Below are 14,555 nucleotides of genomic sequence, written 5' to 3'. Positions count from 1 at the left end.
GTCGCGGACACCATGATTCCACTAGTCAACTAGTGGAATCATGGAAAGGGGGGAGGCGTGCGCGACATGACCGCTCCTGGCGCGGCCGACACCCGGTGGGCCCTGGAAGCGCGTGGGCTGGGGAGGAAATACCGTCGGGGCTGGGCCCTGCGGGACTGCACCTTCCGGATTCCGGCCGGGCGCATCTGCGGCCTGGTGGGCCCCAACGGCGCCGGAAAGAGCACCCTGCTGAACCTGGCGGCCGGGCTCGTCGCGCCGAGCGCCGGGGAGCTGCTGCTCTTCGGCACCCCGGCCGGCTCGCCCGCCGCGCTGCCCCGGTACGCGTATCTCGCCCAGGACAAGCCGATGTTCAAGCGGTTCACCGTGGCCGAGTCGCTGCGGCTCGGCCAGGAGCTGAACCCGGGCTGGGACCAGGCGGCGGCCGAGCGCATCGTGCGCGCCGGGCGGATCCCGCTGGGCGCCCGGATCGGCAGTCTCTCCGGCGGCCAGCGCACCCGCGTGGCCTTCGCGCTCGCCTTCGGCAAGCGGCCCGAACTGCTGCTCCTGGACGAGCCGATGGCCGATCTCGACCCGGTCGCCCGCGACGAGCTGAGCTCGCTGCTGATGTCCGAGGCCGTCGAGCGCGGCACCACGGTCCTGATGTCCTCCCACATGCTCAGCGAGCTTGAGCACATGTGCGACTACCTCCTCGTGCTCGCCGACGGCCGGGTCCGGATGGCCGGTGAGACCGACGAGCTGGTGCCGATGCACACCCTGGTCACCGGGGTCGCCACCGACCGGGGCCTGCCCGCCGAGCTGGCCACCCACACGGTGATCGAGTCCCGCACCGCGGGACGGCAGTTCACCGCGATGGTGCGCACCGAGGGCCCGCTGACCGGCGACTGGCAGCTCGCCGAGCCCAGCATGGAAGAAGTGCTGCTCGCCTACCTCCGCAACCCCGAGGCGCCCGCGCTGCTTTCCCCGGCCGCCGCTCCCGGCCACCAAGAGGAGTACGCCGTATGAGCACGCTCACCCGCCCCGCCATCGCCGACGAGCCGACCCGCACCGCGCCCAGGAGGCTGCGCGGACTGCTCTGGCTGGTGGCGCGCCAGCACCGGGCCGTCCTGATCGCCTGCACCGCGGCCGTCGTGATCGGCTCTGCCTGGATCATCTATCAGCGCCACACCTTCCTGCACGACGCGCACGCCGCCGGCTGGCCCGGCACGGGTGCCGACGAGATCGACGGCGCACTGCGCGTGCGGCTGGAGAACCGGTTCAACGAGATCGCCTCGTACGTGGGGTATCTCCCGATGCTCTTCGGCATCTTCCTCGGCGCCCCGCTGCTCGCCGCGGACCAGGAGAACGGCACGGCGCGGCTGGTCACCACCCAGTCGGTGCCCCGCGCGCGCTGGCTGCGGTGGAAACTCGGCTTCGCCCTGGTGCTCGTCGCGGTGACCACGGCGGTCCTGGGCACGCTGCTGACCTGGTACTGGCACAGCGCACGACCGCTCGTCTCCCGCGACTGGCTCGACGCGTCGATCTTCGAGAACACGGGCCCCGTGCTGCTCACCATGGCTCTGTTCACCACGTCCCTCGGCATCGTCATCGGCGCGCTGGTGCGCCGTGCGGTGACCGCGATGACGCTCACGGCCTTCGGCACGTTCGCCTTCTCGGTGGCCTTCGACTACCTCAAGCCGCACCTCGCGACACCCCGCCGGGTCGCGTTCCCCCTCAACGGTGACCACCCGGCGGTGCTCAACGGCTCGGTCCAGGTGGACCAGTGGGTCGGCACCGCCTCCGGCAAGCTCTACGGGTGGGGCACCTGCGTCAACGAGGCCGACGCCGACGCCTGCCGGGTCCGTAAGGGCATCGTCAACTCGGTGTGGGACTACTTCGGTTACGACCAGATGGCCACCCTTCAGTGGACGGCGGCCGCTCTGCTGGCCGTGGCGAGCGCGGTCCTGCTCGCGCTGGCCGTGTGGCGGACCCGCCGCCAGGCGTTCTAGCCCGCTCCGGCGCGGCGCGCGAAACCGCTGCGCTTAGGCTGTACGCCACCGTACGAAGGGGTTTGCGCCCCCGGGACTCGAACCCGTGGGCGCAGCCGACCGGCAGATGCGAAGTGAAGGAGGCAGGTGCGATGGTCGTGTTCCGCGTGGACCGCCGCAGCGGCCTGCCCGCCTATCTCCAGATCGTCCACCAGGTGGAGCAGGCGCTGCGCATGGGGGCGTTGGCCGAGGGCGACAAACTGCCGACGGCGGCGCAGGTGGCCGCCACCACGAAGGTGAACCCCAACACCACCCTCAAGGCCTACCGGGAGCTGGAGCGCTCCGGCCTCGTCGAAGTGCGCCAGGGGGCGGGGACGTTCATCACTCGCTCGCTCGCCACCCCGCAGACCGCTCCGGAGTCACCGCTGCGCGCCCGGCTCGGCGAGTGGCTGCGCGAGGCGCGGGCGCAGGGCATGACCGAACACGACGTCACGACGCTGTTCGACGCCCTGCTCGGCGAGACATTTCCGGCGGCGACGCCGACGCACACCCCCGCACACTGAGAGCGCCGCTCGGCCCCAGAGGCCGAGCGGCGCACCCGTCTCTGTTCACCTGCGCCTACGCGGAGCGGCGCACCCGGGCCGCCTTGCGCGCCTCGGCGAGTTGCTGCGCCTCGGTGGTCCGGCGGCTGCCGCCGGAGCGGCCGGGCCGCCCGGGGGTGGTGCCGATGCCCCGGAACGGGGCCCCGCCGCGCTTGGGGCGCTCGGCCGCCGGCGCGTTGCCGATCGGCACGCCCGACGGGGTCTTCGCGCCGGTGATACGGGCCAGCTCGGCCTCGCCGGAGCGGACCTGGGTGATCTGCGGCCGGATCCCGGCGTCCGCCATCAGTCGGCTCATGTCGCGGCGCTGGTTGGGCGTCACCAGGGTGACGACGCTGCCGGACTCACCCGCGCGGGCGGTACGGCCGCCGCGGTGCAGATAGTCCTTATGGTCGGCCGGCGGGTCGACGTTGACGACCAGGTCGAGGTCGTCGACGTGGATGCCGCGCGCCGCCACGTTGGTCGCCACCAGCGTGGTGACCTGCCCGTCCTTGAACTGGGCCAGGGTGCGGGTGCGCTGCGGCTGCGACTTGCCGCCGTGCAGCGCGGCCGCCCGTACACCGCTGCTCATCAGGTGCTTGGTGAACTGGTCGACGGCGTGCTTGGTGTCCAGGAACATGATCACCCGGCCCTCGCGGGCGGCGATCTCCGTGGCGGTGGCGTACTTGTCGGCGCCGTGCACGTGCAGCAGGTGGTGTTCCATCGTGGTGACCGCGGCCGCCGACGGGTCGACGGAGTGGACCACCGGGTCGGTCAGGTACTGGCGCACCAGCAGGTCCACGTTGCGGTCCAGGGTGGCCGAGAACAGCATCCGCTGCCCGCCGGGGCGCACCAGGTCGAGCAGCTCGGTGACCTGCGGCATGAAGCCCATGTCGGCCATCTGGTCGGCCTCGTCCAGGACGGTGATGTCCACCCGGTCCAGACGGCAGTCGCGGCGCTCGACGAGGTCCTTCAGGCGGCCGGGCGTCGCCACGACGACCTCGGCGCCGGAGCGCAGCGCCCCGGCCTGCCGTCCGATCGACATCCCGCCGACGACGGTGGCCAGGCGCAGCCGCAGCGACCGGGCGTACGGGGTGAGCGCGTCGGTGACCTGCTGCGCCAGCTCACGGGTGGGGACGAGGACCAGGGCCAGCGGCTGCTTGGAGTCGGCGCGCTTGCCCGCGGTACGGGCCAGGAGCGCGAGGCCGAAGGCGAGGGTCTTGCCCGAGCCGGTGCGGCCCCGGCCCAGGACGTCGCGGCCCGCGAGCGAGTTCGGCAGGGTGGCCGCCTGGATCGGGAACGGCACCGTCACGTCCTCGGCGGCGAGCGCCGCGAGCAGCGGGGCGGGCATGTCCAGGTCGGCGAACGCCTCGGCCGGGGGCAGTGCCGGGGTGACGGTGGTGGGGAGCGCGAACTCGCCCTGCGGGGCGGCGGGGCGCCGGGGGCGGCCGCCGGAGCGGCCCTGCGCCTGGGCCTGCGCCTGCGCGCGGTAGCGGGCGCCGCCGGAGCCGGATCCCTTGCGGGCGCCGAACGAGCGGTCATTCGTGCGAGCTGATCGGTTCATGCAGAACCTTCCTCGATATGGCACGTATCGAGGAATTCGCGGCAGAAATGACTGCCGGGGAATCGCAAGAACGAGCCGAAAGAAAAGACGAGAACGAGCCCGGTCCGGCCGCGTCACTGCGGGCGGTCGTCGGGCCTCGGAATACCTGGCGCGCGTCGGCCCGGGGAGATGATCCCGGCGGGGCGGTGGCGCGTACGGCGGTACCCGGTGTCACGCGCGGCGTGGAGTGCCGTCCACGGCGCGGCGGGCACGCGCTCCACGAGGGGCGCGTGCCTGGAGACAGCAACGAGCTGGGGCCCGTACACAAGGTGCGGGCCCCAGCTGCGTCATACCTGCGCTTCAGCGACGTCAGGCGGGGAGGATGTTCTCCGCCTGGGGGCCCTTCTGGCCCTGCGTGACGTCGAAGGTCACCTTCTGGCCTTCCTGAAGCTCACGGAAGCCCTGGGTGGCGATGTTCGAGTAGTGGGCGAAGACGTCCGGGCCGCCACCCTCCTGCTCGATGAAGCCGAAGCCCTTTTCCGAGTTGAACCACTTCACGGTGCCAGTAGCCATGTCATATCTCCTTCGGGGCATTGCCCTGGGGTCCACACTGTGCGAACCCCGGCGTCGCCGTGATGATTGCCCCGTCCGGATAAAGCACCGGAAATACAAAAGTGCCCGACGGTAGACCGTCCAGGCACTTGAAGTCTTTGGGAACCACAACTGCAACTGGATCAACCGTAGCACGGTGCGGCCGTCCCGTACAGCAAATGCCGACTTTGCGAGCCGCGCCCCCGGGAATCCCCAACCCCCATTGGAAAAATCCCCGAACCCGCCCCCGACCTGCGGCAACCCATATTTGCTTACGTAAAGCATACTTTCGGCATACGGGGAGGAGAGGCGGGGCGACGCGCGGGAGGCTCCGGGGGTGCGGCCCCTGCCTGTGCCAGAGTGTGCCCGTGCTCACCGAGGCCCCGCGACTCCCCTTCTTCACTGCCGACTTCACCTCCCCCGCGCAGTGGGTCGCGGGCCACTCCTGGGCGTATCCGGACGGCGGCCCGGTCAACCCCGGCGACGACAAGCTCGACCACCTGGTCCCCGACGCCGCCTACAGCCGCTCCGGCACGTTCTGGGCGCGGCGCCGCCCCGAGGGCACGTGGAGCACGGGACTGCTGACCACCGAGGGCAGCGACGAGGACTTCATGGTGCGGGCGGGCGACGTCCTGGAGGCCCGGGTGCGGCTGCCGCGCGCCGAAGGGGCCTGGCCGGCGATCTGGACTTGGCGGGACGGCGGCCAGGAGGTCGACGTGTTCGAGTACCACCCCGACAACCCCGACCTCCTGGAACTGACCAACCACGTCCGGGACACCCACCACACCCACCGCGATCCGTCGATCACGCCCGGCGGCCTGGTCGACCTGCGGGTGAGGTTCGGCGCCCGCTCGGTCACGTGGTGGGTGAACGGCACCCATGTCTTCGCCGACCACCGAGGAGTGGGCCGCTCCTGGCACGCCCACCTCATCGTCAACCTCTCGGTCAGCGCGGGCCGCTTCCACCCGGCCCCCGCCCCGGAGGTGTCGGAGATGTCGTTCGAGGTCCCGGCGCTGCGGGTGTACCGGGGCGAGCACTGACACACCGTCAAAGGCGGGATGCCGCCCGGTTGATGTCCTTCGTCTCCAGCACATGGACCCGGGCGCCCTCCGCCGCGACCGCGATCATCGCCCGGCCCAGTTGTTCCGTCGTGGTGACGCGGTCCGGGGCCAGCCGCTTCAGGACGGGGTAGAGCGGCTTCGTGACCACGTACGCGGCCCGGTAGAGGCGGGTTTTCGAGGTGATGCCGTGCAGGGGCTGGATGTATCCGGGGCGGAACATGTACGCGTCCAGGTCCAGCGCCAGCAGGTCGTTCTCCGTCCTGCCCTTGATCCGGGCCCACTTGATCCGGCCCTGCTCGGTGCTGTCGGTGCCCTGGCCGGAGACGTAGACGAAGGTGGAGCCGGGGTTCCAGGAGGACAGGGGGCGGGCGACCGCGAGGGTGAGGTCGTGGGTGACGCGCCTGTAGGCCGCCTCGTCCATGCCCGCCGAGGAGACGCCCAGGCAGAAGAAGCAGGCGTCGTATCCGGTGAGTTGGGCCTGTGTGCCGGGCTCGCCCATCAGCGCCGCCAGGTCGGAGTGGACGAGTTCGCTCAGTTTCGGGTGCGTGACGCCGAGCGCGGTGCGGCCCACGGCGAGGACGCTCCCGACCCTGTCGTCGCGCAGGCACTCCCGCAGCACACCCTGGCCGACCATGCCGGTCGCGCCGAAGAGGATCACCTTCATGGGCATGGGCCGACTCCCCGTCCGTTCCGCTGTTCCTGTGACCGACCGGCGAAGTTCCGTGACCTCGACGAGCGTTGGGGCCTGCGTATCACGCCCCGCGCCCCGTCGCGGCCGTTGCCCTCCGCGAAACCCGGTGTTGCACCTGCCCGGCGGGTGCTCAGGCGCGGGCGTCGGTGCGGAAGGTGACGTCCTTTCCGGAGAGCGTCGCGGTGAGGCCGTCCGGAGTCGTCGTGAGGGACTTGAGCGCCAGACCGGCCGGGATGCCGTCGAGCTTCAGCTCACGCTCCAGCATGCCGGTCACGATCGCCCGCATCGCCTTCGGCAGGCCGTCGCCCACCTTCACAGACCGGAAGGCGAGCGCGTGGTCGCCCGCCACGTCGACCCGCGCGCTGGCCGTGGCCCTGCCGAGCAGCGGCAGGCTGGTGCTGGCCGCGACGCGCGGTTCGGACTGCGTACTGTCCGGGCTGTAGCCGATCTCGACGCCGAGCGCGTCGGACAGATCCTTGTAGGACACGAAGGCCGTGGCCTTGGCGGAGGCGGCGTGGGCCTCGGAGGCGTCCGAGGAGCGGCGCAGGCGGTCGAGCTCGACGTTCAGCGTGGTGATCGGGAGCCTGCCGCCGTCGCGGCCCGCCGGGATGTCGGAGGCTTCGATGTCGACGCGGTCGAGGGTGCCGCCGGCCAGCTGGGTCAGTACGGGAAAGCCGTGCACCTCCACGTGCGGCGCGGACTTGAGCCCCTGTGCCTTCTGGAACGCGTCGGCCGTACGGTGTTCCGTCCAGACCGCCGCGGCCCGGTCGCCCGCCACGCTCAGCCCGGCCAGGACGACCACGCCGACCGCGTACTTGCGCCAACCGCGCAGCGCCCGGCCCGCCACGGCACGCGGCCTCAGCATGCGGATCCCCCGTTCGATGCGGCGTGCGCGGAGATCCCGCACGCGGCGCGGAAGGCGTCCAGCAGGGGCGTACGCAGCACGTCGTCCGGTACGTCCTGGCGCGCGGCGACCGTGCTGACCAGCCCGGTGACGGCAAGCTGCGCCCGGATCGTGCCCGCCAGGTCGTCCGCGTCCGCGAAGGCGGCGAGGGTCTCCGTGCGGTGGTCGCCCAGGTCCCCCATGCCCTCCACTCCGGCGAGCGCGCCGGGCAGCACCGGCAGGCCGGAGTTGAAGAGCAGGGCGAGCCGGGAGCGGTGGCGCAGCGCCAGGTCGACCAGATCAGCCGAGGCCCGCCGGTGCCGCTCGGGGCCGTCCGGCAGGGCGCCCCAGGTGGCGCGCAGCGCGGCGAACTCGGTCAGCGGACCGATCAGCGTCGCCGCGAGCAGCCGCTCCTTGGAGGGAAACCGGTGCAGCAGCCCGGTCTTCGAGTAGCCGACGCGGTCCGCGATCTCCTGCACCGAGGTGCCGCGGTAACCCTGTGCGGTGAAGAGCTCGGCGGCGGCCTCGACGATCTCGGCGTCCAGCTCGGCGCGCGTCGGGCGTGGCATGACGGTCCTCCCCTGAGCCTGGTCACGCCCACCGTAACAGACCACCTGGTCCGTGATGGACCAGATGGTCTGCTACCCCGGTCGTCCCCTCCTCAGTAGTCGACCGGTGGCTGCCGTCGGCTGCTCAAGGGCCTCCGTCAGTACGCGCCGTTCACGTTGTCGATCGAGCCGTACGTCTTGGCCGCGTAGTTGCACGCGGCGACGATGTTGGCGACGGGGTCGTAGCTGTCCGTCGACGTGCCGGGCACGTGGAAGGCCTGGAAGGTGGGGTCGATGACCTGGAGGAGGCCCTTGGAGGGCGTGCCGGCCACCGCGTTGGAGTCCCAGTTGTTGATGGCGAACGGGTTGCCCGAGGACTCGCGCATCACATTGCGGTAGATGCCGTCGTAGGAGCCGGGGATGCCGTGCTGGGCCATGATGTCCAGCGACTGCCGGATCCAGCCGTCCAGGTTGTTCGCGTACGTCGCCGTCTTCGCCACGGCGGCGGTGGCCTGCTGGGGCAGCGTGGCCGTACGGGCGGAACGGTCGGCCCGGGCCGAGGTGGCCGTACGGTCGGCGGACGCCGCCGGGGCCTTCGCCTTCTTGCCCACCGCCAGTTCGAGGCCGGGGTGGATCAGGGCCGGGTCGGCGCCGATGGCCTGGCGGTTGTCCTGGTACAGCTTCTTCCAGCCGCCGGTGACGTCGAGGTCCTGGGCGATCTTGGAGAGGGAGTCCCCGGCGACCACGGAGTAGGTCGTCGCGGTGGCCTTCTTCGCCACGATCGCCTTGGCGGCCACCGTGCCGTTGGTGACGGCGGACACCGCCTTCGCGGGGGCGCCGGAGTGCGCCGTCGAAGGTGCGGCACCGGCGCTGGTCGCGCCGATCACCGGAATGATGAGTGCGGCGCCGCCGGTGCCCGCGGCGGCGATGCCCCGGGTCAGGGAGCTGGACTTGGGACGGCGGTGCTTACCCTTTGCAGGCATGGCGCATTCCTCTCCTTCGCCTGCGAGGTGAGCTGTCGGGTTCGGGCGAGAGCTGCCCGGCCGCGGCGCACGCGGCTTCACCCCGAGCCGTTCCGTCTCCGGATTCGGCGGCCTACCTGGGTCCCCCGCTCCTGCCATTTCGTGTGTGGGAGGTTTCCGGACAGCGGCAGGATTCGGCGGTCCATCCGGATTTGAGCGTGACCGTAAGCGAATAGGACCGGCCGAAACAAGACCTGAATTCACGACGGCATCCGCGAGAAAGATCCACCGGGGGATGAGAATACGGGCGCCCATCTCCCCGTCCCCCCAACTCCCCTTCCGCGCAAAGGAATGCGCACGTCACGAACCCCGGCCCATCAGGGGCCCGCGTGACCCAATTCACTTCCCGTGCCGGGGAAAGCAATTCCACCGACAGTGCCCAAACGAAGGCTAAGCCGCTTTATCATTCCCAATGAAGAGATTGGCGACATAGGAGGGAAAGTGCCCTCTGTAGCCCATTTCGGACATCAGGAGAGGAGCAGCTCCATCTCCTCGTCCGTGAGCCGCAGCGCGCCCGCGGCCACGTTCTCCACCAGGTGGTCCGGGTTGCCGGTGCCGGGGATGGCCAGCACGTGCTCGCCCTGCTGGAGCGTCCACGCGAGGCGGACCTGCGCGGATGTCACCCCATGCGCGCGGGCGACCGCGAGGACCGCCTCGTTCTCCGTGCCGCTCCCTTGCCCCGCACCGCTCTCGCGCCCTTCCCCGGCGATCGCGAAGAACGGGACGAACGCGATGCCCTGCTCGCCGCAGAGCCGCAGCAGCTCGTCGGAGCCCGTACGCCGGCTGTCCAGGCCGTACCGGTTCTGCACACAGACCACCGGCGCGATCGCCTGGGCCTCCGCGAGGTGCTCGGGGGTGATGTTGGAGAGGCCCAGGTGACGGATGAGCCCGGCGTCGCGCAGCTCGGCCAGCGCGCCGAAGTGCTCGGCGAGCGAACCCGGCCCGTTGAGGCGCAGGTTGACCACATCGAGGTGGTCGCGGCCGAGCTGGCGCAGGTTCTCCTCCACCTGGCCGCGCAGTTGCTCCGGCGTGGCCCATGGGAGCCACTCGCCCGACGCGTCGCGGCCCGGCCCGACCTTGGTGACGATGACCAGATCGTCCGGGTAGGGCGCCAGCGCCCGGTTGATCAGTTCGTTGGCGGAGCGGAGCCGGGAGAAGTAGAACGCGGCGGTGTCGATGTGGTTGACGCCGAGTTCGACGGCTCGCCGCAGCACGCCGATGGACCGTTCACGGTCGCTGCTCGGCGTGCTCGGGTCGAATGCCGCGCTGCCGGTGAGGCGCATCGCGCCGAATCCCAGGCGGTTGACCGTCAGATCACCGAGTTTCCAGGTGCCCGCTGCCGCCGCGTCGATCATCGTTGTAGTCATGATCGCAGTCTGCCATCCGCGCCCGCAGGCGGAGAACGCCCGAACTCCACGGCGGCCGAAGGAATCCGTCGGGTTTCAGCTCTCTCCGCCGCCTTCCCGCAGAATTTCCCGGAAAGGCAAGGGACGGGGAAAGCGCGGAAATCCGAAGCCGAAACGACCGCCGCTGCGGGAACGGTTAATGCACGAGATACGGAGACCGAGCCGAAGAAGCCTATGGCGGAATCGAGCTGACGGTGGTCCAGTACTCGCTGCTTGCCGTCACCGTGAGGCAAAAGCCGACGGCGTCAGGGCACGGGTCACGCGGCCCGCCACAGCGCGGGCACGTTCGGCGGTTCCCAGCCCGGCTGGGCGGTGTGGGCCTGGAGGCAGACGTACGGGCGGCCGCCGTAGTCGACGCGGTCGCCGGAGCGGTAGGAGGTGCCGACGGCCCACGTGGTACCGGGGGGTGCCGTGGTGGGTGAGGCGGTCGGTGTCGGCGACTGGGCCACGTCGAGCACGAAGTCGAACGCCGCCTCCTTCGCGCCGCCCGCGTCCCGTACGGTCATGAGCAGCCGGGCGTCGAAGATCGAGTCGGTGTTGTTGCGCGGCTCGCCGGGGAAGTACAGCTGGGTGGTGAGCACCGGGCGGCCGGGGGCCTGGGCCTTCACGTGGATGTGCCGGGTGCGGCCGGGGTAGAGGCCGGGCACGACGGTGGTGAGGGTGAACGCCCCGCGCGCGTCGGTGAATTGGTGGCCGCGGAGCGTGAAGCCGGTGTTGTCGTACGCGCCGTTGGTGTCCGCCTGCCAGAAGTCGAGCAGCACGCCCGAAATGGGGAGACAGGCCCGGCCGAAGACGTATCCGGTGACGGTGAGGCGGGTGCCCTGGGTGCCCGGTTCCAGGAGTGAGGTGCGCAGGGGGGAGTTGGGTTTGAAGTACGGCCCCTCGGTCTGTGCGGGGGTGGGGTGGTCGCCGTCGTCGCACGACGGGGTGAGCTCGGGGGTGGTGCCGGTGCCGACGGAACCGCGCGCCAGGGCGGGCACCGCGGCCAGCGACACGGGCACGGCGACGCCGGCCGCGAGGGCGGCTCGCAGCACGGTCTTGCGGCTGGGCCCCGGCCGGCTGTCGTCACGGGTTGTCGCGTCGTTCTCGCCATCCATGTCTGCTCCTCGGGGAGATCCTCGGGGAGGTGGGGGATGGGTACGACGCTAGGCGGGCGGTCCGGGCCGGGCGATGGACGCAACGCGGTGGTCGTGGTGAAAATCTCCGCCGCCGCGCCGGAAGTCACCGGGGCTGGTACCGGTCTCGCGGCGGAAGAACCGGCAGAAGTAGGCGGGATCGCCGAACCCGACGCGCCCGGCGACCTGACGCACACTCAACTCAGTGTGCAGCAGCAGCCGTTTGGCCTCGTGAGTGCGGGCCTGCCGGATGAGCTCGCCGGGCGTACGACCGGTGGCCTCCTTCACGGCCTCGGTCAGATACCCCACGGACACCCCGATCCGATCGGCGCAGGCCCGTACGGAAGACGGCAGGTCGTCGGCGCGGCTGACCAGGGCCGTGAACTCCCCCGCGACGCCGCTCGCGCGGGCGACGGCCTCGCTGACGGGCGGCGCGGCCAACCGGGCGGCGCGCACGAGGAGCACGTGCAACAACGCGCGGATCACCCCGTGGAAGCCCTCGGCGCCCGTCCGGTACTCCGCGTACATCTCCGCCACAAGCGACGACGTCCAGGCGTCGGCCTCCTCGTCGAGCTCAAGCCAGGGCCGTGGACCGAGTCCGCGCAACAGGGCGCGGTCGTCGGGGTGATCGAGCAGAAAGTCCTCCGTGAACAGGACCACCCACCCCTCGGGCCCGTCCGCACACTCCCACTGGTGGACCTGCCCGGGCGCGATGACACAGAGGTGCGGCGGCCGCAGCGAGAACCGGGCGAGGTCGAGGATGTGGGTGCCGGTGCCGCCGGTGACATGCACGATTTCGTAGAAGGTGTGCCGGTGCGGGAAGTCGGCTCTCGCCATCGCGCCGATGGTGTCGAAGGTGCCCATCGCGAACGGCAGCGAGTTGGGCATCGGCACCTCCAGCCGGTGCAACGGCGGCACCCCACCGACGACACCGCACCCGTTCCCGCCCTCCCCGGTAACACCGTCGCCCCACGCATCCGCCGGCTCCCGCCTGTGGCACCGCACGGACCCGCCGCACGGCCGAGATGGTCCAGACCAGTTGGCCTCGCTCATCACGATGCCACGGGGACGGAGGATGCGGAACACCGCCACCGGGCGCCGCACACGACCTCAGAAGAACCCGCTGCACACGGCGCTCGCGAACGCCCCCGAGGCGGTAGCGGTCTTCGGCGCCCCGTCGTCCACCGTCACGGAACAGGTGGCGGTCCCGCCGTCGGGACCGAGGGTGACGCTGAGCGTGCCGCCTTTCAGAAACCCCTTGGCCTTCTCCTGCTTGGACCAGGGGAGCGTCAGACCGGTTTCCTGGCTGGCGGACTCGTCACCGCTGTGCCAGGTCGAGTAGGTGATCGCCACACCACTGGCATGCCCGGTGACCTCGTACCGGATGGTGGCCGTCCTCTCGCTCTCCTTCGACACCTCGTTGGCGAACAGTGCGAACACGGCCGCGCAGCCTCCGGCCAGCAGCAGAGCGATCACGAGCAGCACCCAGGGCCACCGTCTGCGCCTGCGCGGCCGCGGACGCGGGCCCCACTGTCCGGGGGCTCCTTCACCGGGACCAGGTCCCCATGGCTGGCTCATGGATTCAGCGTGGGTCAGTGCGCCCGTACGCGCGACTCGCGGCCACCGGCACCCCCTCCACTCTCCCATTCTCATGTTCGATCGAACATAGATGTGTTAGAAAGGGGCCATGGGTGTAGCCAATCGTCTCGATCTGACCCTGCGGCTCGTGCAGGGCTCCGGGCAGGTCTCTGTGTCTGAACTGTCCCAGCGGCTGGGGGTGTCCGAGATGACCGTGCGGCGGGATCTGGACGCGCTGGAGCGGCAGGGGCTGCTTCGGCGGGTGCACGGTGGGGCGGTTGCCGGGCCGCGTCGGGAGGAGGGGGCCGGGTTCGACGCCCGGGAGGCGTGGCAGGCCGCGACCAAGGACCGGCTCGGGGTGGCGGTGGCCGCGCTGGTGGAGCCCGGCTCGCGCGTGCTGCTGGACGCCGGGACCACCACCGTGCACGTCGCGGAGCACCTGGCCGCCCGGGCCCCGCTCACGGTCGCGGTGCTCAGCCTCCAGGCGGCGGTGCGCCTGGCGGACCGGCCCGGGATCGAGCTGCTCGTCGTGGGAGGCCGCTCCCGGCCCGGCGAGCGCTCCCTGGTGGGCCCACTGGCCCTGCGCACGCTGGAATCCCTCGTCTTCGACTGCTTCGTGATGTCGATCGGCGGTGTCCACGCCGAGCACGGCTGGTCGGAGTTCTCCCTGGAGGACGCGGCGGTCAAGCAGGCCGGGCTCGCCCAGGCCGCCCGCACGGTCGGGGTGGCCGACGCGACCAAGCTCGGCGTCCGCGCGTTCGGACAGGTCGCCCCGCTCGACGCGGTGGACACCTTCGTCACCGACGCCGCGGCCGAGGACCCCGCCACCCACCCCGGCGGCCCGGCGACGCTGAAGGCGCTGCGGGACGCGGGCGTCGAGACGGTGCTCGCCCGATGACGGCCGGCATCGACACCCCCGACCGCCGCGGCCGCACCGGCCTGGACCGGCACGGCCGCGATCTGACCGGCAACCCGCAGGTGCGGATCACCGACGTCGAGGTGCTCTCCTGCGACTGGTACGTCCTGCGCAAGACCACCTTCGACTACCGCCACAGCGACGGCCATTGGAGCCGCGAGCAGCGCGAGACGTACGACCGGGGCGACGGCGCGACGATCCTCCTCTACTCCGCCGAGCGCCGGACCGTCCTGCTGACACGCCAGTTCCGGCTGCCCGCGTACGTCAACGGGCACCCCGACGGCATGCTCCTGGAGACCGCCGCCGGACTGCTCGACGGCGACAGCCCCGAGGAGGCCATCCGGCGGGAGGCGGCCGAGGAGACGGGCCACACCGTCGGGACCCCCGAGCCGGTCTTCGCCGTCTACATGAGCCCCGGCTCGGTCACCGAACGGCTGCACTTCTTCGCCGCCCCCTACGGCCCGGCCACCGCCACCGCCCAGGGAGGCGGGGTGGCGGCCGAGGGCGAGGACATCGCCGTGGTGGAACTCCCCTTCGCCAAGGCCCTGGACATGGTCCGCGGCGGGGAGATCGCCGACGCCAAGACCGTCATGCTGCTCCAATGGGCAACCCTGGACGGCCCGTTCCGGCCTGGGGAGGACCCGCGTCCCGCACCGTGA

At 71.4% G+C, this 14,555-nt stretch carries 16 protein-coding genes and 1 riboswitch; of the genes, 6 read left to right on the top strand and 10 right to left on the bottom strand.

Going from position 1 to position 14,555, the window contains the following annotated elements:
• Positions 1 to 66 precede the first annotated feature (66 nt).
• The 3 genes from BX283_RS34555 (at position 67) to BX283_RS34545 (ending at position 2,527) form a co-directional block, all read left to right on the top strand.
• Positions 67 to 1,002 carry an ABC transporter ATP-binding protein gene (locus BX283_RS34555; RefSeq protein ID WP_101392756.1) on the top strand — a complete coding sequence of 312 codons (936 nt, stop codon included), beginning with the start codon at positions 67 to 69 and terminating at the stop codon, positions 1,000 to 1,002.
• Positions 999 to 1,985 carry an ABC transporter permease gene (locus BX283_RS34550; RefSeq protein WP_101391334.1) on the top strand — a complete coding sequence of 329 codons (987 nt, stop codon included), beginning with the start codon at positions 999 to 1,001 and terminating at the stop codon, positions 1,983 to 1,985. The genes BX283_RS34555 and BX283_RS34550 overlap by 4 nt, the downstream gene beginning before the upstream one ends.
• A gap of 131 nt (positions 1,986 to 2,116) precedes the next feature.
• The gene (locus tag BX283_RS34545; RefSeq protein WP_101391333.1) at positions 2,117 to 2,527 is read left to right on the top strand and encodes a GntR family transcriptional regulator; all 411 of its coding nucleotides are present in this window, start codon (positions 2,117 to 2,119) and stop codon (positions 2,525 to 2,527) included.
• Between the two features lie 55 nt (positions 2,528 to 2,582).
• Here BX283_RS34545 and BX283_RS34540 read toward each other — a convergent pair whose 3' ends face one another.
• Both BX283_RS34540 and BX283_RS34535 read right to left on the bottom strand, forming a co-directional pair.
• On the bottom strand, positions 2,583 to 4,106 hold the full coding sequence (locus tag BX283_RS34540) for a DEAD/DEAH box helicase (protein WP_101391332.1): 1,524 nt from the start codon (positions 4,104 to 4,106) through the stop codon (positions 2,583 to 2,585).
• 348 nt (positions 4,107 to 4,454) lie between these two features.
• Positions 4,455 to 4,658, bottom strand: coding sequence for a cold-shock protein (locus tag BX283_RS34535; protein WP_101391331.1), 204 nt, complete (start codon positions 4,656 to 4,658; stop codon positions 4,455 to 4,457).
• A 386-nt stretch (positions 4,659 to 5,044) separates the two neighbouring features.
• Between BX283_RS34535 and BX283_RS34530 the strand changes: the two genes are divergently transcribed.
• Positions 5,045 to 5,716 carry a beta-glucanase gene (locus BX283_RS34530; protein WP_101392755.1) on the top strand — a complete coding sequence of 224 codons (672 nt, stop codon included), beginning with the start codon at positions 5,045 to 5,047 and terminating at the stop codon, positions 5,714 to 5,716.
• Between the two features lie 7 nt (positions 5,717 to 5,723).
• Here BX283_RS34530 and BX283_RS34525 read toward each other — a convergent pair whose 3' ends face one another.
• The 8 genes from BX283_RS34525 to BX283_RS34490 form a co-directional block, all read right to left on the bottom strand.
• The gene (locus BX283_RS34525; protein ID WP_101391330.1) at positions 5,724 to 6,407 is read right to left on the bottom strand and encodes an epimerase; all 684 of its coding nucleotides are present in this window, start codon (positions 6,405 to 6,407) and stop codon (positions 5,724 to 5,726) included.
• Between the two features lie 151 nt (positions 6,408 to 6,558).
• Positions 6,559 to 7,293, bottom strand: coding sequence for a DUF2993 domain-containing protein (locus BX283_RS34520; RefSeq protein WP_101391329.1), 735 nt, complete (start codon positions 7,291 to 7,293; stop codon positions 6,559 to 6,561).
• The gene (locus BX283_RS41085) at positions 7,287 to 7,880 is read right to left on the bottom strand and encodes a TetR/AcrR family transcriptional regulator (RefSeq protein ID WP_218976538.1); all 594 of its coding nucleotides are present in this window, start codon (positions 7,878 to 7,880) and stop codon (positions 7,287 to 7,289) included. The genes BX283_RS34520 and BX283_RS41085 overlap by 7 nt, the downstream gene beginning before the upstream one ends.
• A 137-nt stretch (positions 7,881 to 8,017) precedes the next feature.
• Positions 8,018 to 8,842: a transglycosylase SLT domain-containing protein gene (locus tag BX283_RS34510; protein WP_101391328.1), complete on the bottom strand. Its 825-nt coding sequence runs from the start codon at positions 8,840 to 8,842 to the stop codon at positions 8,018 to 8,020.
• Positions 8,843 to 8,846: 4 nt separating this feature from the next.
• Positions 8,847 to 9,031, bottom strand: a riboswitch (cyclic di-AMP (ydaO/yuaA leader).
• Between the two features lie 317 nt (positions 9,032 to 9,348).
• Positions 9,349 to 10,248 carry an oxidoreductase gene (locus BX283_RS34505; RefSeq protein WP_180357341.1) on the bottom strand — a complete coding sequence of 300 codons (900 nt, stop codon included), beginning with the start codon at positions 10,246 to 10,248 and terminating at the stop codon, positions 9,349 to 9,351.
• A 296-nt stretch (positions 10,249 to 10,544) separates the two neighbouring features.
• Positions 10,545 to 11,384: a carbohydrate-binding protein gene (locus BX283_RS34500; RefSeq protein WP_101391326.1), complete on the bottom strand. Its 840-nt coding sequence runs from the start codon at positions 11,382 to 11,384 to the stop codon at positions 10,545 to 10,547.
• A gap of 48 nt (positions 11,385 to 11,432) precedes the next feature.
• The gene (locus tag BX283_RS34495; protein WP_373979324.1) at positions 11,433 to 12,320 is read right to left on the bottom strand and encodes an AraC family transcriptional regulator; all 888 of its coding nucleotides are present in this window, start codon (positions 12,318 to 12,320) and stop codon (positions 11,433 to 11,435) included.
• A 192-nt stretch (positions 12,321 to 12,512) separates the two neighbouring features.
• Positions 12,513 to 12,887: a hypothetical protein gene (locus BX283_RS34490; RefSeq protein ID WP_101391325.1), complete on the bottom strand. Its 375-nt coding sequence runs from the start codon at positions 12,885 to 12,887 to the stop codon at positions 12,513 to 12,515.
• Between the two features lie 202 nt (positions 12,888 to 13,089).
• Here BX283_RS34490 and BX283_RS34485 point away from each other — a divergent pair, with 202 nt between their 5' ends.
• Both BX283_RS34485 and BX283_RS34480 read left to right on the top strand, forming a co-directional pair.
• Complete coding sequence (locus BX283_RS34485) at positions 13,090 to 13,878, top strand: DeoR/GlpR family DNA-binding transcription regulator (RefSeq protein WP_101391324.1); 789 nt, start codon at positions 13,090 to 13,092, stop codon at positions 13,876 to 13,878.
• A complete protein-coding gene (locus BX283_RS34480; protein WP_101391323.1) occupies positions 13,875 to 14,555 on the top strand; it encodes an NUDIX domain-containing protein in 681 nt (226 codons plus the stop codon). Before BX283_RS34485 ends, BX283_RS34480 begins: the two co-directional genes overlap by 4 nt.

This window comes from Streptomyces sp. TLI_146, from assembly GCF_002846415.1.
GTDB lineage: Bacteria > Actinomycetota > Actinomycetes > Streptomycetales > Streptomycetaceae > Streptomyces.
Note: the sequence above shows the minus strand (reverse complement) of the source record. Positions and strands in the feature narration are given on the sequence as shown.

Coding starts and splice junctions, on each gene's coding strand:
- BX283_RS34555 (WP_101392756.1), top strand. CDS start 67: ATGACCGCTCCTGGCGCGGCCGACACCCGGTGGGCCCTGGAAGCGCGT.
- BX283_RS34550 (WP_101391334.1), top strand. CDS start 999: ATGAGCACGCTCACCCGCCCCGCCATCGCCGACGAGCCGACCCGCACC.
- BX283_RS34545 (WP_101391333.1), top strand. CDS start 2,117: ATGGTCGTGTTCCGCGTGGACCGCCGCAGCGGCCTGCCCGCCTATCTC.
- BX283_RS34540 (WP_101391332.1), bottom strand. CDS start 4,106: ATGAACCGATCAGCTCGCACGAATGACCGCTCGTTCGGCGCCCGCAAG.
- BX283_RS34535 (WP_101391331.1), bottom strand. CDS start 4,658: ATGGCTACTGGCACCGTGAAGTGGTTCAACTCGGAAAAGGGCTTCGGC.
- BX283_RS34525 (WP_101391330.1), bottom strand. CDS start 6,407: ATGCCCATGAAGGTGATCCTCTTCGGCGCGACCGGCATGGTCGGCCAG.
- BX283_RS34520 (WP_101391329.1), bottom strand. CDS start 7,293: ATGCTGAGGCCGCGTGCCGTGGCGGGCCGGGCGCTGCGCGGTTGGCGC.
- BX283_RS41085 (WP_218976538.1), bottom strand. CDS start 7,880: ATGCCACGCCCGACGCGCGCCGAGCTGGACGCCGAGATCGTCGAGGCC.
- BX283_RS34510 (WP_101391328.1), bottom strand. CDS start 8,842: ATGCCTGCAAAGGGTAAGCACCGCCGTCCCAAGTCCAGCTCCCTGACC.
- BX283_RS34505 (WP_180357341.1), bottom strand. CDS start 10,248: ATGACTACAACGATGATCGACGCGGCGGCAGCGGGCACCTGGAAACTC.
- BX283_RS34500 (WP_101391326.1), bottom strand. CDS start 11,384: ATGGATGGCGAGAACGACGCGACAACCCGTGACGACAGCCGGCCGGGG.
- BX283_RS34485 (WP_101391324.1), top strand. CDS start 13,090: ATGGGTGTAGCCAATCGTCTCGATCTGACCCTGCGGCTCGTGCAGGGC.
- BX283_RS34480 (WP_101391323.1), top strand. CDS start 13,875: ATGACGGCCGGCATCGACACCCCCGACCGCCGCGGCCGCACCGGCCTG.